The 18,015-nt window shown below is 66.6% G+C and carries 20 protein-coding genes; 6 read left to right on the forward strand and 14 right to left on the reverse strand.

Features of this window, described 5'->3' with window-relative positions; all coding sequences use genetic code 11:
• From DYI42_RS12730 to DYI42_RS12785, 12 genes are all read right to left on the reverse strand, one after another.
• The coding region (locus DYI42_RS12730) for an FAD-dependent oxidoreductase (protein WP_213546327.1) at positions 1-566 on the reverse strand (566 nt) is incomplete at its 3' end.
• 31 nt (positions 567-597) lie between these two features.
• Positions 598-1,305 carry a c-type cytochrome gene (locus DYI42_RS12735; protein ID WP_213546328.1) on the reverse strand — a complete coding sequence of 236 codons (708 nt, stop codon included), beginning with the start codon at positions 1,303-1,305 and terminating at the stop codon, positions 598-600.
• A complete protein-coding gene (locus tag DYI42_RS12740) occupies positions 1,302-2,657 on the reverse strand; it encodes a c-type cytochrome (protein ID WP_213546329.1) in 1,356 nt (451 codons plus the stop codon). The genes DYI42_RS12735 and DYI42_RS12740 overlap by 4 nt, the downstream gene beginning before the upstream one ends.
• On the reverse strand, positions 2,641-3,915 hold the full coding sequence (gene soxC, locus DYI42_RS12745) for a sulfite dehydrogenase (protein ID WP_213546330.1): 1,275 nt from the start codon (positions 3,913-3,915) through the stop codon (positions 2,641-2,643). The genes DYI42_RS12740 and soxC overlap by 17 nt, the downstream gene beginning before the upstream one ends.
• A 48-nt stretch (positions 3,916-3,963) precedes the next feature.
• Positions 3,964-4,401: a DsrE family protein gene (locus DYI42_RS12750; protein WP_213546331.1), complete on the reverse strand. Its 438-nt coding sequence runs from the start codon at positions 4,399-4,401 to the stop codon at positions 3,964-3,966.
• A 37-nt stretch (positions 4,402-4,438) separates the two neighbouring features.
• Positions 4,439-6,136, reverse strand: a complete 1,698-nt coding sequence (gene soxB, locus DYI42_RS12755; RefSeq protein WP_213546332.1) for a thiosulfohydrolase SoxB — start codon at positions 6,134-6,136, stop codon at positions 4,439-4,441.
• 87 nt (positions 6,137-6,223) lie between these two features.
• Positions 6,224-7,084, reverse strand: coding sequence for a sulfur oxidation c-type cytochrome SoxA (soxA, locus tag DYI42_RS12760; protein WP_440870641.1), 861 nt, complete (start codon positions 7,082-7,084; stop codon positions 6,224-6,226).
• Positions 7,085-7,114: 30 nt separating this feature from the next.
• Complete coding sequence (gene soxZ, locus DYI42_RS12765) at positions 7,115-7,444, reverse strand: thiosulfate oxidation carrier complex protein SoxZ (protein WP_213546333.1); 330 nt, start codon at positions 7,442-7,444, stop codon at positions 7,115-7,117.
• A 27-nt stretch (positions 7,445-7,471) separates the two neighbouring features.
• Positions 7,472-7,891, reverse strand: a complete 420-nt coding sequence (gene soxY, locus DYI42_RS12770) for a thiosulfate oxidation carrier protein SoxY (protein ID WP_213546335.1) — start codon at positions 7,889-7,891, stop codon at positions 7,472-7,474.
• A 45-nt stretch (positions 7,892-7,936) separates the two neighbouring features.
• Positions 7,937-8,413: a sulfur oxidation c-type cytochrome SoxX gene (soxX, locus tag DYI42_RS12775; RefSeq protein WP_213546337.1), complete on the reverse strand. Its 477-nt coding sequence runs from the start codon at positions 8,411-8,413 to the stop codon at positions 7,937-7,939.
• Between the two features lie 133 nt (positions 8,414-8,546).
• Positions 8,547-9,104, reverse strand: coding sequence for a thioredoxin family protein (locus DYI42_RS12780; protein ID WP_213546339.1), 558 nt, complete (start codon positions 9,102-9,104; stop codon positions 8,547-8,549).
• 15 nt (positions 9,105-9,119) lie between these two features.
• On the reverse strand, positions 9,120-9,857 hold the full coding sequence (locus tag DYI42_RS12785) for a cytochrome c biogenesis CcdA family protein (RefSeq protein WP_213546341.1): 738 nt from the start codon (positions 9,855-9,857) through the stop codon (positions 9,120-9,122).
• A 60-nt stretch (positions 9,858-9,917) separates the two neighbouring features.
• Between DYI42_RS12785 and DYI42_RS12790 the strand changes: the two genes are divergently transcribed.
• From DYI42_RS12790 to DYI42_RS12815, 6 genes are all read left to right on the forward strand, one after another.
• Positions 9,918-10,331 (forward strand): hypothetical protein, encoded by a 414-nt coding sequence (locus tag DYI42_RS12790; RefSeq protein ID WP_244867893.1) that lies wholly within the window; start codon positions 9,918-9,920, stop codon positions 10,329-10,331.
• 15 nt (positions 10,332-10,346) lie between these two features.
• Positions 10,347-10,721, forward strand: coding sequence for an ArsR/SmtB family transcription factor (locus DYI42_RS12795; RefSeq protein WP_440870642.1), 375 nt, complete (start codon positions 10,347-10,349; stop codon positions 10,719-10,721).
• A 42-nt stretch (positions 10,722-10,763) separates the two neighbouring features.
• Positions 10,764-11,834, forward strand: a complete 1,071-nt coding sequence (locus DYI42_RS12800) for a YeeE/YedE family protein (RefSeq protein WP_213546343.1) — start codon at positions 10,764-10,766, stop codon at positions 11,832-11,834.
• A 15-nt stretch (positions 11,835-11,849) separates the two neighbouring features.
• Positions 11,850-13,433, forward strand: a complete 1,584-nt coding sequence (locus tag DYI42_RS12805; protein ID WP_213546344.1) for an FAD/NAD(P)-binding protein — start codon at positions 11,850-11,852, stop codon at positions 13,431-13,433.
• Positions 13,434-13,625: 192 nt separating this feature from the next.
• The gene (locus DYI42_RS12810) at positions 13,626-15,176 is read left to right on the forward strand and encodes a hypothetical protein (protein ID WP_213546346.1); all 1,551 of its coding nucleotides are present in this window, start codon (positions 13,626-13,628) and stop codon (positions 15,174-15,176) included.
• Between the two features lie 3 nt (positions 15,177-15,179).
• Positions 15,180-16,229, forward strand: a complete 1,050-nt coding sequence (locus tag DYI42_RS12815; RefSeq protein WP_213546348.1) for a glycosyltransferase family 2 protein — start codon at positions 15,180-15,182, stop codon at positions 16,227-16,229.
• A gap of 3 nt (positions 16,230-16,232) precedes the next feature.
• Here DYI42_RS12815 and DYI42_RS12820 read toward each other — a convergent pair whose 3' ends face one another.
• Both DYI42_RS12820 and DYI42_RS12825 read right to left on the reverse strand, forming a co-directional pair.
• Positions 16,233-17,114: a lysylphosphatidylglycerol synthase domain-containing protein gene (locus DYI42_RS12820; protein ID WP_213546350.1), complete on the reverse strand. Its 882-nt coding sequence runs from the start codon at positions 17,112-17,114 to the stop codon at positions 16,233-16,235.
• On the reverse strand, positions 17,098-17,898 hold the full coding sequence (locus tag DYI42_RS12825; protein WP_213546352.1) for a hypothetical protein: 801 nt from the start codon (positions 17,896-17,898) through the stop codon (positions 17,098-17,100). The genes DYI42_RS12820 and DYI42_RS12825 overlap by 17 nt, the downstream gene beginning before the upstream one ends.
• Between the last annotated feature and the right edge of the window lie 117 nt (positions 17,899-18,015).

Consider the following 18,015-nt stretch of genomic DNA (forward strand, 5'->3'; position numbering starts at 1 on the left):
GGGTTGGGTGGGGCCACCATGCAGTAGGTGCCGCCCTCGGGCATGGCCTCGATCTGGGCTTTCAGCAGCTCGGACTGGCTGCCAGCCTTGTAGGCGTGGGGCATGGCGTTTTGCGCCAGAACCGACCAGCCGGGGACGGAGCCGGGCACGAAATCGATTCCGGGCGAGATCACCAGCTTGTCGTAGGGCACCGAGCCGCCGCCTGCGAGGGCGACGGTCTTGGCGTCACGATCCACGCCCACGGCCCAGTCGTGCACCACGTTGATGCCGTATTCGGAGGCCAGCGTGCCGTAGCTGTGGGCGATGCTCTGAAGGTCGCGGAAGCCGCCGAGGTAGAGGTTGGAGAAGAAGCACGTGTAATAGGTGCGGGTCGGCTCGATCAGCACCACGTCGATGGCGCCTTCGCTGTCTTTGGCGATGTAGCGGGCGGCGGTGGCGCCCCCTGCCCCGCCGCCGATCACCACGACCCGGGGCATGCCATGCGAGGCGGCCCGGACCATGGGCGCGGAGAGCGCGGCGGTGCCTGCGGCAGCGGTCCCGAGGAATGTCCGTCGGTTCAGTTTCATGCTGGTGTCCTCCCTGTTCTGCGCGACCCGTTCACTCCTCCAGGGTCGCAAAATAGGCGGCGAGTGCCGCGATCTCTTCGTCGCCGAGACGTCCGGCGACCATGTTCATCACCGGGTGCTCGCGTTTCTTGGCCTTGTAGGCGTGCATGGCGATGACGAAATCTTCTTCCGGCCAGAGGGTGATGGAGGGGATGCCCTCGTCACCGCCGGAGGCCTGGTGGCAGGTGGTGCACTCCGACGCCAGATATTCACCATACTCCGGATCGCCCACCAGCGCGAGGATATCGGGGGCGACATCATGGTCGATGCCACGAGCCGTCGGGTCGGCCTCGGGGATGTTTTGCGGTGAGGCGGAGAAGCTGCGTAGATAGGCGATGAGATCGGCGCGGACCTGCGCATCGGCCTCGCCGCGATAGCTCATGCGGGTGCCGGGGACGAGCTGCTTGGGTTCTTCAAGGAAAGCGTCGAGCGTATCGGCGTGCCACTCCAGCCCTTTCTCGCCTGCGCGGGTGAAGGCCTTGGAATAGCGGAAGCCCTCGACAGAAGCCGCGCGGCGCCCGAAGAGACCGTTGAGCTGCGGGCCGATGCGGTTGGTGGCCTCGGGGCCGACCTGGTGGCAGCCCTTGCATTTGGAGAATGCCTGGGCGCCGCGCGCCGGGTCGCCCGTTTCGGAGGCGAAGGCCGCGCCCGGCGCAAGGCCGAGCGCGGTGAGTGTTGCGAGGGCGCGGAGGCCGATCATTCAGAGAAGCTGCCGAGGTAGGCCTCGACCGCCTCGATGTCGCTTTCCTTGCGCAGTCCGTTGAAGGACATCTTGGTCCCCTTGAGGAAGGACTTGGGCTTGGTGAGAAATTCAGCCAGCGTCTCGGTGTTCCAGACCAGCCCGCCTTCGCCCGCTTCAGTCATCGCCTTGGAATACTTGAAGCCCTCCACGGTGCCGGCGGTGCGGCCCATGATGCCGTTGAGCTGAGGACCGGTCTTGTTTGCGGCGCCCTCGCCCACCTGGTGGCAGGCCTTGCACTTGCGGAAGACCTTTTCGCCATCGGCGATCAGCTCCGGGTTTGCGGCGGCCATGGTTTCCTCGGCAGGGGCTTCTTGCGAGGCCTCTTCTGCGGCGACCTCTTCGACCACCGCTTCGGCCCCGGCGTCGGCGGTTTCTTCCACCGGCTCTTCGACCACCATCTCTGAGGCGGCGTCTTCCACCGGGGCGGCCTCGGCTGCGCCTTCCTCTTCCGGGGTCACGTCAAGCACGGTGGCACGCATGGTGATTTCAACGCTCTCCTTGCAGTTTTCCATGCAGGGCTCGGTGCGCCATTGGGGATATTCCGTTTCGGCGCGGTCATCGACGATGAAGCCATCGGCGTTGGGCATCTCGACTTCGAGGAAGTTCTCTTTCGAGAGCACGAAATCCTCATCCACCATGAAGTTGGAATAGAGGATGTAGGCGGTGATGGCATAGGTGTCATCCGCCGAGAGGGTCTGGGCCGCGCCGAAGGGCATGGAGCGGTGGACGTAATCCCAAGTGGTGGAGAGGTAGGGCCAGTAGGAGCCCACCGTCTTGAGCGGGTCTTCGTCGGCGAGGGTATCATCGCCGCCCGCCAGCTTGGGCCAGTTGCCGGAGCCTTCGGCGAATTCGCCGTGGCAGACGGCGCAGTTTTCGGAGAAGAGCATTTCGCCGTCTTCGACCGAGCCGGAGCCCTCAGGCAGGCCGCGCCCGTCGGGCATGACCTTCACATCCCAGGCGGCGATTTCATCGTCGGTGGCCGGGCGGCCAAGGCCGAAGGTTGCGCCAGTGTTGGGGCTGGCGGCGGCTTGGGTGACGGCGGATTGCTCCTCTGCAGAGGCCTCCTCGGTGGCCTCGGCCGTCGCCTCGGCAGGAGCGTCCTCGGTGGCCTCGGCTGTCGCGGCCTCATCGGTGGCTTGCGCCAACTCTTCGGCTGGTGGCTCGGACTGGGCCGAGGCAGCGGGCACGGCCTGACCGCGCAGCGGCGCGGGGATGTCGGCGACGAACTGATCGGCGAGGATGTAGGCCGAACCGAGCAGCACGGCGGTGCCCCCCATCACGGGGGCGAAGGTATTAAGAAACTTCGACATTTTCGGCGCTCCCGTCGGTGTTCACATGCCAGGTCTGGATGCAGTTGTTGTGGTAGACCGAGTTGAGGCCGCGCACTTCGCGCAGCTGGGTCTTTGTGGGTTGGACGTAGCCGGTTACATCCATTGCGCGGCTTTGCAGCAGCATCTCGGAGCCGTCCCACTCGGTGTCGAGGTAGAAGCGGGTCAGGGCCTTGGTGTCACCCTGGGTGCGCCCCAAGCGTGCCGTTTCCCATGTTTTTCCGCCGTCCTTGGACACATCCACGCGGGTAATGCGCCCGTGACCGGACCAGGCCATGCCGGTGATGACCAGCGGGCCGGGGCCGTGGGTGATGGGGGATTGCGGGCTGGGCGAGGTGACGACGGATTTGGCGTCCATCACCCATGTCCACTTGCGCGACGTGCCGTCGGCCAATGTGTCAGTGTATTTGGAGGTTTCCTCGCGGCTTTCCACGGCGGCGTCGGTCACTTCGATCCGGCGCAGCCACTTGATCCACATGTTGCCTTCCCAGCCGGGCACGACGAGGCGCACCGGGTACCCGTGCTCTTTACGCAAAGCTTCGCCGTTGGCCTTGAAGGCCACGAGCACGTCATCAAGCGCCTTTTCCATCGGGATCGAGCGCCCGTTGGACGACGCATCGGCCCCTTCGACATAGACCCAGCGGCCCTCCACGGTGCCGTCATAGCCGGCTTCCTTGAGGAGCGTCCGCAGCGGGATGCCGGTGTATTCCATGTTGTGGATCATGCCGTGGGTGAACTGGGCGCCGTTGAGCTGGGCGCCGGCCCATTCCATGCCGGTATTGGCCGCACATTCGCAGAAATATACGTGGTTCTCACGCGGGAAACGCTCCAGATCGGCGTAGGTGAAGACGAGCGGTTGGCCGACGAGGCCGTTGATCATCAGCCGGTAGTCTTCCTTGCGGAGTTCGATGGCCCCGGAGTGGTGGCGCTCGAAGGCGCAGCCCTGGGGCGTGATGGTGCCGTCGAGCGCGTGGATGGGCGTGAAGTTGATCGAAGAGATCGGATCGGCGGTGAGCCATGGCACGTTGCGCCGGATCACGTCGGCCTCATACTCGATGGGCATGCCGTAGGGGGTGGCATCGACGCCCTCGCCGAGGCCCGAGGCCCATTCCTGCACTTCTGTGATGAGCGGGTCGCCCTCGGCGCGGGCCGATCCCGCAAGGGCAACGGTGCCAGCGCCGAGCGCGGCGGCACTGGACAGGAACTGTCGGCGCGAGGGGCCTTTGCTTTCCGTTGTCATGTTGGTCTCCGGTTGGTTGGTCTCGCGGGTCGCGCCGACAGCGGGCCGTTACGGCCGGACGTAGGCGTAGCCCTCTTCTTGCAGTTCGATCAGGCGAACGACGCCGGAAGGCACAAGTTTGGCCTCTTCCATCAGGGGCACGTCGCCGCCCTGTTTCTTCTTCATGGCTTCATGGGTATTGGCGCAGGCGGAGAAGGAAATGTTATCCAGCTCGAGCGACATGGCCGAGATGCGGTCGGCAACGGGGCTTTTGCCGTCGACATACATCAGCAGGCCGGGGCCGTAGGCGACCATTTCGATGACCACCTCGTCGCCCTGTTCGGCGTAGTAGGCGGCCACGTTGGCGGCGTTGTTCAGCGCCATGTTCATGACCTTCGCATCGGACTGATCGACGTGAATGGCGAGGTGATGGGTTTTGCCTTCGGCCAATGCGGCGCCGGGGGTGAGCGCCATGGCGGCCACCGCACCCGTGATGAGCTTGTTCATAGTCTGGTCTCCTCCCTGTTCGCGCGCGGATGCGGCCTCAGTCGACGACCACTTTCACGTTGTCATGGTCGGTGGCGGTGACCGTTCCGAGCTTCTGGATATGCGCCTCGACCACATCCCAGATGGGCGGGCCTTCAGTGCCTTCGTTCACCGAGGCCCATCCGGCGACGGTGTAGCTCTTGGCAGGGTCGATGGCTTCGCCGGAGGAGAGGAGCGTCATGTTAGAGATGCGCTCGCCCTGGGGCTTGTTGATGTCGATCTGGTAGCCCATGCCGCCGATGCGGACCATGTCGCCGCCCTGCTGGTAGTAGGGATCGGGGTTGAAGATGTTGTCGGCCACGTCTTCGAGGATAACCTTGATGAATTCGCCGGTCATTTCAGTGCGGTAGGCGTTGGGGTAGGTCATCGAAGTGACGTTGAAGATGTCTTCGCGGGTGATGTCCTGCCCGGGGATCATGGAGGCGCCCCAGCGGACGCCGGGGGACATGGCGATCTGGGCGTCGCGCTCGGAGAGGAGGGCGTCGCAGATCAGGTCGTCCCATGTGCCGTTGAAGTTGCCGCGGCGATAGAGGGTGGTGTCGTTCTGGCCGATCACTTCGGCCATCTCGGCCTCGTAGGGGGCCCGCTGCTCGTCGATGAGGGCGGTCATCGCTGGGTCCGGCGTGATGACGTCGGAGAAGATCGGGATGAGCTTGTGGCGGTAGCCCATCATCCGGCCATCGCGCACGTCGAGATCCACACGGCTGACGAACTTGCCGTGGGAGCCGGAAGCGACGACGATGGTGTTACCGACCACGACAGGCTCGGGGAGCGCGTCGTGGGTGTGGCCGGAGAGGATGACGTCGATCCCCGGCACCACGGAGGCCATCTTCTTGTCGACGTCGAAGCCGTTGTGGGAAAGCACGACGACCACCTCGGCGCCTTGGCTGCGGACCTCTTCGACCATCTCGGCCATGTGCTCGTCGCGGATGCCGAAGCTGTATTCGGGGAACATCCAGCCGGGGTTGGCGATAGGCATGTAGGGGAAGGCCTGGCCGATGACGGCGATCTTGGTGCCGCCGCGCTCGAACATCTGGTAGGGTGGGAAGAGCTCTGCCGGTTCATCCCACTCGGCGTCGAAGATGTTCTGGCCCAGCGCGGCGAAGGGCAGGCCCTCGACGATCTCGTTGACGCGGTCGGAGCCGAGGGTGAACTCCCAGTGGAAGGTCATGGCGTCGGGCTTGAGGGCGTTCATCACATTGACCATGTCCTGCCCCTGCGTTTGCAGGCAGGTGTAGGAGCCGTGCCATGTGTCGCCGCCATCGAGCAGGAGAGCATCAGGGCGGTCGGCGCGGATGGAGTTGATGACGGTGGCCACGCGGTCCAGCCCGCCGACGCGGCCATATTGCGCGGCCAGCGCGGCGAAGTCGCCGGAGGAGAGGGCGTAGTGGGAGGGCGAGCCGTCTTCGATGCCGTAGAGCGCGCGGAAGTCGGCTCCGGTGACGTGGGGCACCTTGCCGAGGTTTTCACCGACGCCGAGGTTCACCGAAGGCTCGCGGAAGTAGACGGGCTTCAGCTGGGCGTGGATGTCGGTGACGTGGATGAGGGAGACGTTGCCGAAGGTGTCGAACTCCAGAAGCTGGTCCTGCGTGAGCGCCTGCTGCGCCGCGAGGCGGGCCCAGTTGCCGAAACCGGAGGTGCCGAGGAGGGCGGAGGCGGCCATGCCGACTTGCAGGAAATCGCGGCGGGAGATCATAAGAGAGTAATCCTGAATTTATATGCGCATGTGTGCATCTGTCCGGGACAGAAAACCCGCGCCGGATCACTCCGACGCGGGCCTAGCTTACTGGCGAACCGCCGGGGTTTCGACCGAGAGCCCGTTGCCGCGCGAGGCGACGTAGAGCTCCAGCGCGCGAAACTCGTCGGAGCCCTCGGCGAAGGTCTCGGCACGGGTATCGCGGATACAGCCCCGGAAGCGGTTGTGCTTGGAGATCAGCTTGGCCTGCTTCAGCCGGTAGGTGGGGAAGCCGTTGGTCTGCCCCTGGCTGAGATGGTCGGCGCGGATCATGTTGCCGTAGTTGTCTTCGTGGCAGTTGGCGCAGCTCAGCTCGAGCTGGCCGTAGCGGGTGTAATACATCTCCTTGCCCTGCTCCCAGAAGGGGGCGGCGGGCCCGTCGATGGCCACGTTCATCGGCATGCCGCGCGATTGCAGCCCGATCAGGGCGACCATGCCCTGCATCTCGTTGCCCGACCACTTCCATGCGTCGGCACCCATGCGCTCGGTGCGGCACTCGTTGATGACGTCTTCCATGGTCACCAGCTTGCCGGTCTCTTCATCAACCTTGGGCATGGTGGCCGTCAGGCCCTCGAAGTTCTCGACGCCCTCATGGCAGCCCTGACAGCTTTCGCCCGCCGAGCCTTCGACGGTGGCATAGGCCTCCATCGCGGCATCGACCGTCAGCATGCCGGGGTTGTCGAAGTCGTCCATCTCCAGCGCCTGGGTTTCGTCGGTGCGGAAACGCCAGCCGGAGTAGATCGTATCGAAGGCGTCCGACAGGTGATCGGGCGCGGCCGTCTCGGTGACGATCTCGGTCTCGCCGTTGATGGTGAGGCTGTCCTCATCCGGCCCGGCATTGGCAGCCACCGCGAAGGCGGAAGCCGCTATGAGTGCGATGTAGCTTGCGCGTTTGCTTGCTTTTGTCACGCGTCCCTCCCTGAACGTGCGCGGCGGCGATCAGCCGACGGTGATTTCCTTGGACTCGGTGTAGGTCGAGCCGTCGTCGTCCTGCCATGTGAACTCGAAGGTCCCCGACTCGGGCACGGTGGCCTCGAATTCGAAGTAGGGGTTGGTCGAGATCGCGGGCTCCATCTTCACGTCGATCACGGTCTCGCCGTTGAACGTGCAGGTGAAGTGGTTGATGATCGAGCGCGGAATGGGGTTGCCGTCGCCGTCCTTGCGCTGGCCGCTCTCCATGGGGTGCGAGATCAGCGTTTTGATCGTGATCGCCTCGCCGGCAGAGGCCGACTTGGGGACTTTGACGCGGGGTTTGACACCAGATGCCATTTTGCTTGTCTCCTCTAACTCTCTGCCTCAGCCGCCGCAGCCGCCGATGGTGACTTTCACGGTTGCCGACGCCTGCTTGAAGCTTCCGTCGGACATTTTGGCCACGGCCACGACATCCTGGGTCTTGGCGAGGCGGATGCGCGTGGACCCGGCCTGGCTGGCGGCCAGCGGGCCGAAAGTGAAGGTGGCGACGGCGGGCGTGGGGTTGCCCGTGGCCAGCACCATGATGCTCTCTGCGCCCTCGGCGCTCACGCCGATCGGCACGGTGTTGCCGTTTTCGGCGATTTCGGGCGCGTCGATGTCAACGCCGCCTTCGGCCACGTCGGCCCCGCCGGTGAAGGCGGAAATCGCATCGGCCACGGCATCGGCCATGGCGGGCATGGGCAGCGTGGCGGCCAGAGCCGCGCCGGCGCCCAGGAACAGGGTGTCTCGTCTGCTAAGGTTCATCAAAGCCTCCTTTGCGGCCCGGTCGGCGGGCCGGTGAGAAATGGGTTACTCGTCTTTGAGCGTCATCAGGAAGGCCACCACATCCTCGACGTCCTGAGCCGTCAGAAGCGGTGCCACATCGCCCTCGTGGGCCTTGCCGGTGTAGGCGTTGCCCAGGCGGATGAAGCCCTCGGTCTTGTAGAACGACGGCATCATGGTGCCCTCGAAGGTTTTCTTGGCGTTCGCCACGATCCCGCGCAGCTCGCCCTCGGTCCAGCGGCTGCCGGCACCGTCGAGCGCGGGGCCGATCTCGCCCTGGAAAGCCAGTTCGGGCAGGGCCGAGATCTGGTGACAGGCAACGCAGTTGCCCGCGCCCTTGTTCATGAGAACCGCACCATTCTCGACATCACCGGCGGTGCCGGTCAGCGACCCCTCGACGGCGCCATACTCATCGTAGGCGACGGCGGTGGGGGCGACGGTTTCGGCCCAGGCCGCGGTGCAGAGCACGGACACGGCTGCGATCGCTCCAAGCGTTTTGTTCATGATCCCTCCCTTGGGTGGCCGGGCCTTCCCGGACCCGCTACCTTTGTCGGCATACGGTAGCGCACAAAGGGGCACCACCGCAATATCAAATTCATTTACGTGAATTAGTGATTATGTTGCAGTGCAGCATGGCTCATCCGGCCTGCTCGGAAAACTTGCGAGCATGATACTTTTGAAAGGGTTCGTCGCCATCGTAGCCCTTTTCGAGCACCCAGTTGAGCAGGTTCACGGTGGTCCACTTACCGAAGGCTCCGGGCATCGTGACAACCGCCGCCTGTGCGCCGGTCTGCCCCTCTTCCACGGATTCGGGGAAAAAGAGAATCGTCGGGGTGAAGAGCGCGTTCCAGCGTTTGACCATGTCTTTCTCGGCCATGGACTCGCCGTCGAAATCCGTGACCTCAATGTCACCGAACATGTTCAACTGGACGACGAAGTAGTTGTCTTCGATCAGCTGTTTCACAACCGGGTCGGAGAAGACCTCTTCGTGCATCTTCTTGCAATAGATGCAGCCCCTTTGCTCGATGATGACCATGAAGCGCTTGCCCTCGGCACCCGCTTCAGACAGGTCCTCACTCATGTCCTTGAAGGTGTCGCGGAACCAGGGCTCCTTGTACAGCCCATCGTCGCCGATTTCAGCGTGGGCGGCGCTGGCCACGAGAAGGGCCGCGAAGAGGGTGAGCAGGCGTTTCATCTGGGTCTCCCGTTGCTAGCTGGTGAAGACCGGGAACTTCTCGATCAGCCACCAGGCGATGGCGTTGACGGTCCCGGTGAGAATTAGGACGGCGAAGAGGATGAGCAAGACGCCCATGACCTTCTCCATCTTGCCGAGGTGCTTTTTGAAGCTCCCGGCAAACTGCATGAAGGGCGCGGTGAACAGAGCGGCAATGATGAAGGGCAGCACCATGCCCGCGCCGAAGACGTTGACCATGAGCAGCCCGCGCCAGGCGGTCTCGTCTGTGGAGGCCATCATGAAGACGCCGGTGAGTACGCCGCCGACGCAGGGCGTCCACCCCGCCATGAAGGCGAGGCCGACGAGGTAGGAAGACCAGATCGTCATGTTGGAAGTGTCGCCCGCGTCCATCTGGAGAGTGCGGTCGAGGAAGCCGATGCGATAGACGCCGAGGAAGTGCAGGCCCATGATGAGCACCAGCGCCCCGGCGGCATAGCGGAAGTAGTCGATATAGGTTTTGAACAGCTCGGAGATGGCAAAGGCCCCTGCCCCGAGGATGGCAAAAACGGTCATCATGCCGAGCGAGAACATGATGGCGGAGGCGATCAGGCGGAGCCGCGCGCCGCGCGCCAGGGTGCCGTCGGCCGAGATTTCTGACATGCCGACGCCCGCCATGTAGGACAGGTAGAAGGGCACGATGGGCAGCACGCAGGGGGAGAAGAACACCACCAGCCCGCCGATGAACGCACTCCAGATGCCGACGTCGAGCAGCATGACCCCTCCTCCCTGATTGCGGGCCTTGTTCTGGACCCATTATCATATTATGTTTGTTGAATGGAACGTCAATCGGGATCGATGCCGCTGTGGCTCTCGGCCCTTCTCCTGACCTTCGCGCTCACGGTCCTGCCGGCACTGGCACGGGCCGAAACCGTGTTGGTCATGGTGGAGGAGGAGGGCTGTGCGTGGTGCGCGCGGTGGAACAAGGAGATCGGGCCGATCTACGCCAAAACGCCCGAGGGCCGTGCTGCGCCGCTGCGCCGCGAGATGATCGGCGCGCCACCGGAGGACATCGCGTTTGACCGGGGGCTGCATTTTACGCCAACATTCGTGCTGGTGCGCGATGGTGCCGAGCTGGGCCGGATCGAGGGATACCCGGGCGAGGATTTCTTCTGGGGGCTGCTGGGGCAGCTGATGGAACAAAGCGGCGTGGCCCTGCCCGCCGAAACAAATGAGGGTGAGACCGGCTGAGGCCGGGCGCGTGGGATGAGAGCCGAGGGAACCGACAACATGCTGGACGAAAAGCCGAACCTTCCGGTGTTCGACAAGAACATGTGCGCCGAGGACATGGACAGGATGGTGGCCAACGCGACGGCGGCGGCGAACTTCCTGAAGGCGATAAGCCATGAGGGCCGCCTGATGATCCTTTGCCACCTCGCGACCGGCGAGAAGACGGTGACCGAGCTGGAAGAGCTTCTGAGCGCCCGGCAGGCCGCCGTGTCGCAGCAGCTTTCGCGGCTTCGGCTCGAAGGGCTGGTGACGCCGCGCCGCGACGGCAAGGCGATTTACTACAGCCTCGCCGACGACCGCCCGAAGAAGATGATGGAAGTCGTCTACGAGATGTTCTGCAAGGAGGGCTGACCGGCCCATTGCGGATGTCCGGAGCTTTGGGAGGAGAGCCGGGTGTTCGAAACACTTCTCGACAGGATCGGTGATGCCAACGCCGTGGCCCTCGTGGGGCTTGCGGGCGGTATCCTGCTGGGCCTCGCGGCGCGGGTGGGCCGCTTTTGCACGCTCGGCGCCATCGAAGACCTGCTTTATGCCGGAGACAGCCGCCGCCTGCGGATGTGGGCGCTGGCCATCGGCACCGCCGTCGTGGGCGTGGCTCTCGCGCGCGCCGGCGGGCACTTCGACCCGACGGAAACGCTTTACCTGACCCGCGTGTGGGGGCCGCTCGGCAGCATCGTGGGCGGGCTGATGTTTGGCTACGGAATGGCGATTGCGGGCAATTGCGGCTACGGCGCGCTGGCCCGGCTGGGCGGCGGCGACCTGCGCGGCTTCATCATTGTGCTCGTCATGGGCCTCTCGGCCTATGCGGTGCTGTCCGGCCCGCTGGCGCGGGCCCGCGTGTGGCTGTTTCCGGTGGAAGACATGGCCGTGCAGCCGCAGGGCTTTGCCGAAAGCCTTGGCGGCGCGGCGGGCGTCTCGCCGGTGGCGGTGGCCCTCGCATTCGGCCTTGTCCTGCTCGCCCTCGGGCTCGCGAGCCGGGAGATGCTGCGCTCGCCCGGGCACATCGGCTGGGGCATCGGGGTGGGGCTTGCGGTGCTCTCGGGCTGGATCGGCACCTACTGGGTGGCGCACACCGGCTTCGCGGGAGAGCGGATTGCCACCCATACCTTCTCTCAGCCGCTGGGCGACACGATCTTCTGGGTGATGACGGCGAGCGGCAACACCCTGTCGTTCAGCGTGGGCTCGGTGGTGGGGGTGCTCATAGGGGCCTTTGCGGGCTCGCTCTTCAAGGGGCATTTTCGCTGGGAGGCCTGCGAAGATCCGCGCGAGCTGAAGCGGCAGATGATCGGCGCGGCGCTCATGGGCCCCGGCGCGGTTCTGGCGGTGGGCTGCTCGGTGGGTCAGGGGATCAGCGCCTTCTCGGTGCTGGCCTGGTCGGCGCCGGTGACCTTCGCCGCGATCTTCGCGGGCGCGGCGCTGGGGCTGAAGCAACTCATTTCAGGCTTCCATACGGCGCGGGGATAGCCGACAAAGCCTGTCATGACAGACACGGGCAAAAAGCGCCGGATCGCGATTATCGGGATGGGGCCGCGGGGCCTTGGCGCGGCGGAGGCGCTGGCGGCGCGCGCGGCGGGCCTGCGGGTGGAGGTGTTCGACCCGGTGCAGCCCTGGGGCGCAGGGCCGAACTTTGCCCCCGGCGAGAGCCCGCTTTGCCTGCTGAACCTGCCTGTGCGCGAGGTGCGGATCGACGGCAGCGCCTTTGGCGACTGGCTCGGCAAAGGGCCGGAGGTGTTTCCGCCCCGGGCCGATCTGGGCCGGTTCTTTGCCGCGCGCTTCGAGGCGCTGGCCGCGCGGATGAGCCTTGTGATGCACGCGCCGCGGTTGGAGGCGATCGAGCGTCGCGATGGCGCGTGGTGGCTGCGCGCGGGCGAAACACACGGCCCCTTCGACGAAGTGCTGCTGACCCAGGGCCAGGCCGAGAGCGCGCCCGATCCGCAGCTGGCCCGTTGGAAGGACCACGCCGAGGCCCACGACCTGCCGCTGCGGCCGGCCTACCCCGGCACTGCCCTGCGCGAGGCGGCGGAGGGTTGGGCCGGAAAGGTTGTGGGGCTGCGCGGCCTGGGCCTTTCGACCCTGGATGTGCTGCGGCTGCTGACGCTGGGCCAGGGCGGGAGGTTCGAGGGCGACAGCTACGTGAGATCGGGGCGTGAGCCTGCACGCATCCTGCCCTTCTCGCTTGATGGCCACGCCCCTGCGCCCAAGCCGGCAGACGCCGAGGTAGACGCCCGCTTTGATCCGCAGGAGGCAGAGACGGAGGCCTTCACGGCCGCGCTGGCGCAGGCCGTTGCCTTGCCGGCGGAGGCGGCGCTGGAGCGCCTGTGTGCAGCTTTGGAGGCCCCGGTGGCCCGGCTGTCTGGCGCGGGCGAGGCGCCGGTGCAGCGCTGGCTGGCAAAAGAGCGTGACGCCCCCGGAAGCCAGGAGACGCGGGGCGCGGTGGAGGCGCTGGAGGCCCATGTAGCCATGGCCCGGGGCGCACCGCCCGACATTGGCTATGCCCTGGGGCAGATCTGGCGCAAGTGGCAGAACGCGTTGCGGCGCGGCTTCAACCCGGCGCGTATGGCTCCGGAGACGGCGGCGGCGCTGCTGAAGTTCGACGACGGGCTGAAGCGCTTTTCCTACGGGCCGCCATTGCGCTCGGCCGAAGAATTGCTGGCGCTCATCGGCGCGGGCGTGGTGGATCTGCGGGCGGTGGATGACCCGGACATTCGGCTGGTGCCGGAGGGGTGGGTGCTGGATGGCGATGCCGCCACGCTCACGGCGGCGGCGATGGTGGACGCGGTGCTTCCCGCGCCCGCTCTCGCGCCGGTGACCGACCCGGCGCTGGTGGCGCTGCGCGCGGAAGGCTGGCTGCACGAGGTGGCGGAGGGGCTGGGCGCGGCAACCGCAGCCGACGGGCTTGCGCTGATGCCGGACGGGCGCCCCGCCCCCGGCCTCGCGGTGCTGGGCCGGATGGCCTCTGGCAGCGTGATTGCGGTGGACTCGATCCACGATTGTTTCGGTGCTGCGGCGGAGCGCTGGGCCGAGGGCGTGGCAGCCCGCGCCGAGGCCGCCACGCGCGACTGACGCCAGGGCGTAACGGCCTTTTTTTGCAGGACGCCGAAGTGATTTTGCCACCCGCACCGGGACGTCCGCGTGCATCCCTCGCCATCGAATGATTTCACCCGCAAACGCCCCGCAAAGGACGCAATCCCGCCACCTTTTGTTTCCAGATTGGTGACAAACACGGCGGTGAGACGCGACGGAGAAGGGGCACAGATGCAGACGGGTTCAACGCTCGTATCAGACAGTTCGGACCGTGGCCGATTGGCCCGTGCGGGCCAGTCTGCGCTGCTTCCGGCCCTGCTTGCCCTACTCGTCGGCGGATTGGTTCAGGCGCAGACCTACCTCAACCATGACGTGGCCTGGGTGCTCAACTCGTCGGAGCGGCTGCTTGACGGCGGCACCTTCGGACGCGAGATCGTTGCCGCCAACCCGCCGCTGATCTGGTGGCTGAACGCGCCCGTGGCCGGGCTGGCGCGGCTGCTGGGCACCGAGCCGGTGGAGACCTTCCGCGCGGTCGTGCTGGTGCTGCTGGCGCTGAGCCTTGGCGCCTTCAACCGTGCCCTGCCCGCCTCTCTCTCCCCTGCCCGCCGGGCCGCACTGCTGACCGGGCTCGCGCTGGTGTTGACGCTTGGCGCAGGCCGCGACTTTGGGCAGCGCGAGCATCTGGCGGTGGCGCTCTGCCTGCCGTGGCTGATGCTGATGGCGGCGCGGGCCGAGGCGCGCACGGTGTCGCCACTGGCCGCCATGCTGGCGGGGCTGGCAGCGGGTGTTGGCATTTGCTTCAAGCCGCATTTCCTGGCCGTGCCGGTGCTGGTGGGGCTCTATGCGATGGCCCGGCGGCGCAGCCTGCGCCCGGTGTTGACGCTGGAGAACCTCCTGATCGTGCTGACGGGCGTGGCCTATGTGGCCGCGACCTGGCTCTTCGCCCGGCCCTATCTGGCCGAGGTGGTGCCGCTGATCTCGCAGGTTTACTGGGGCTTCAGCCACTCGATGCTTCAGGTTGTCCTGAGCCAGCCCCTGCCCTTGGCGCTCTGCGTCGTGGCGCTGGCGGCGGCGCTTGGGCGCGGACGCCCGGCTGCCGCGATGGTGATTGCGCTGGCGGCGGCGGGCTTCCTCGTTGCTGCGCTGGCACAGGCGAAGGGCTATAGCTACCACTTTTACCCGGTCACCGCGCTGGCGCTTCTGTCGCTCGCCCTGAGCGCGCTCCACCACGCCCCCGCCCGGCTGGTGGCGGGTGGAGCGCTGGCGCTGGGGCTGGCGCTGCTGGCGGTTCAGAGCACGGTTGCGTTGAGCTACCGCATGGCGGGCGGCGCCTATGGCACCGCCACCGCCTGCCTTGTGGGCATGGTGCAACAGAACTTGCCCGAGGGCGGCGGCTTCATGGCCTTCTCGACCCACCCCTACCCCGGCTTCCCGGTGGCGAACTACAGCCACCGCCGCTGGGTCGCCGCCACCAACAGCCGCCTTTACCTGCCCGCCATCGTGCGGCTGCGGGCGCAGGGCGACCTCACGCCCGAGGCGGCCCGGGTGCTGGCGCTGGCCGAGCAGGCCGAACGCGCCGCCGCGCTGAAAGACATGGGCCAGAACCCCGCGCTGGTGCTGATCGACGCCCGCGAGGGCCGCCACGCCATCGGCACCCTGCCGATGGACTTCGAAGCCTTCTACACCGAAGACCCCGCCTTTGCGCAGGTCTGGTCGGGTTATCAAGAAATCAACTCCTGTGTGCCAGGCATACGGGCCTTCAAGCTGACCGAGGGAGCCTGAACCATGCGCAGCTCACCGCTTTCCAACACCGCCGTCGTGATCCCCTGCTACAAGGCCGCGGGCAGCATTCGCGCTGTCGTCGCCGAGGTGCCCGAGGGGATCGGGCGGATCTATTGCGTGAACGATGCCAGCCCCGACAATCTGGCAGAAGTGTTGGCCGAACTCGCCGCCGATGACCCGCGCGTGCAGGTGGTGACCCATGAGGTGAACGGCGGTGTGGGCGCGGCCACAGTCACCGGCTACCGCGCGGCGATCGAGGGCGGCGCGAAGGTGATCGTGAAGCTCGACAGCGACGGGCAGATGGACCCGCGCCTGATACCGGCGCTGATCGAGCCGATCCTGCGGGGCGAGGCGGATTACGTGAAGGGCAACCGCTTCTTCGATATCGCCGGCGTTCAGAAAATGCCAACCGTGCGGCTGATCGGCAATGCGGGCCTGTCGTTCATGAGCAAGCTCTCCTCCGGCCTCTGGCACCTGTTCGACCCGACCAACGGCTTCACCGCGATCCACGCCGACGTGGCCGCGATTCTGCCGCTGGACAAGCTGCACAAGCGCTACTTCTTCGAGAGCGATCTGCTGTTCCGCCTCGGCACCGTCGGCGCGGCGGTGAGCGACGTGCCGATGGAGGCCGTCTATGGCGACGAGAAGAGCGGGCTCAGCGAGCTGGACGCGCTGCTGAAATTTCCGTGGCTGCATGCGCGCAACCTGTTCACGCGCGTCTTCTACAACTACTTCCTGCGCGGTTTTTCCACCGCCTCGCTGATGCTGCTGGTGGGCAGCCTGCTGTTTGTCTTCGGAGGCATCTACGGCGTGACCCAGTGGATCGAGAGCGCGCGCACGGGCGTGCCGGCGACGGCGGGCACCGTCATGCTCAGCGCCTTTCCGGTGTTGCTGGGGGTGCAGATGTTGCTCAACTTCCTCGGCCACGACGTGAGCGCCTCGCAGCGCCCGGCGTTGCATCCGCATATCGCGCGGGTGCGCGTGCTGAAAGCGCGGCCCATGGGGGCGAAAGCGCCCGAAGCAGAGACGCTGGCCGCGACCGGCACACGGTAGGGTTCAGCGCGGGGCGGCCCCGGCCAGCCGGGTTACCGCCTCGATCATCCCGCTTGCTGCGGCGTTGGAGAGCAGCAGAAGCGGCCGCGCGACAATGGCCACGGTCGCCGCCTCGGCCAATGGCATGCCGAGAAATACCAGCACCCCCGCCGCGCCGGCCTCCGCCACGCCGAGCCCGGCAATCGAGAGCGCCAGCGCACCGGCCACGTTGAGCCCCGCCAGCATCACCCAGGCCTCGAACGGCCCCAGCGGATGGCCCGCCGCCGCGAAGCCCGCCATGATCCCGCCCGAGGCGGTCAGCCAGAGCAGCAGCGTGAGCAGCGCGGCGGGAAGGCGGTTGGGCGGGGCCACGTGCTCAGGCGGCGGCGCCTTGCGGATGCGGCGAAGCAGGCGCCCGGCAAGGGCCACGGTGATATCGGAGAAGTAGAGCGCGGCGAAGAAGAGCACCGCCCCCGCCCCGGCCAGCAATGGTAGGTGCCCAGTGCCCGCAAGCCCGGCGCAGCCCAGCCCCAGGACGGCGCAGATATCTCGCAGCCGCGCCCCGGCGATCAGCGCCGCTGCCGGGACGGTGCCCAGGCCCACCATGCGCCTTGCAAGCAGCGGAAAGGCGAGATCACCCGCGCCGGAGGGCGAGAGGATGAACACCAGTTGGTGACGGCCAGCGAGCGCGACCCAGCTGCCATGGCCCGCGCCGGTGGGCGGGGCCAGCAGGCGCAGCTGTGCGCCCCGCAGCGCCAGCACGGCAACATAGGCCGCGACAGCGGGCAGCAGCAGCACGGGGCGGATGGCGGAGAGGTCGATGGCGCCGACATCGGCAACCCAGAGCACCAGCGCCAGAAGCCCGGCGCTGATGGCAAGGGCGAAGGCGCTACGCCTTGAGATCATAGCCGAAGTCCGCCGCAGCGGCGCCGCAGATCGCCCGCTCCGCGGCGGCATCGCGCAGATCGACCCCGGGGGGCGCGGGGTTGACCCGCTGGCCGAACTCTTTGGGATCAACGCTGGCGGGCGGCTCCAGTTGCAGCACGTCGAACACCCGGTTCATCGCCGCGTCGCGCCGCTCGGCCTCGCCCGAGAAGATATCTTCGCTGCGCACCAGCGCATAGGCCTCGGCCTTCTCGGCAAGGGCGGCGATGCGCCGGTTGCACCAGACCCAGCGGTGCAGGCTTTTCTCGAAGGGGCTGAGCCCGCGCCAGCCCGCCGGGCGGGGGGCCGGGAAGGGCTTGGCGAAGGGGACGTAATCGATCACGTGGCGGTACCGGCTGGAGGCCTTGAAGGTGGTCATCGATTGCGCCCAGCCGCCCGGTTCGCGCACCACATGGACGATCCGCAGGGGCCGCGTGGGATGCGGCAGCAGGTCTGTCACCGCGCAGAGGAAGGGGTTCACCTCGATGCGTTTTCCTGAGGGGCCGTGAAAGGCGCGTTGGTGGCGGCGCGACAGCCAGCGCGCGGCCCCGCCCATGAGGCCGAAATCATTGCGCAGGTTGCCGAGCATCATCAGCGAGCGGGTGGGCGCAGGCTCATGCGCGATGAACACCTCGGGGAAATGCCGGTTGATGAGATTTTCCAGGAACACGGTGCCGGTGCGTCCGGCGGAGAGCACGTAGTAGAGCGGGCGAATATCTGCGTCGCGCGAGGGCGCATCTTGGGAAGGGGCGGTCACTTGGCTCATCGCTGCTGGTTAGCCTGTCTTCAGGGCAATGCATAGCCGGGGGCGGAGCTCACCAGACGCCGGGTGGCACGGGCGACACGGCGAGGCGGAGGGTGGGCTGCCGGTGATCCCGCGAGG

This window comes from Vannielia litorea, from assembly GCF_018424695.1.
GTDB lineage: Bacteria > Pseudomonadota > Alphaproteobacteria > Rhodobacterales > Rhodobacteraceae > Vannielia > Vannielia litorea_A.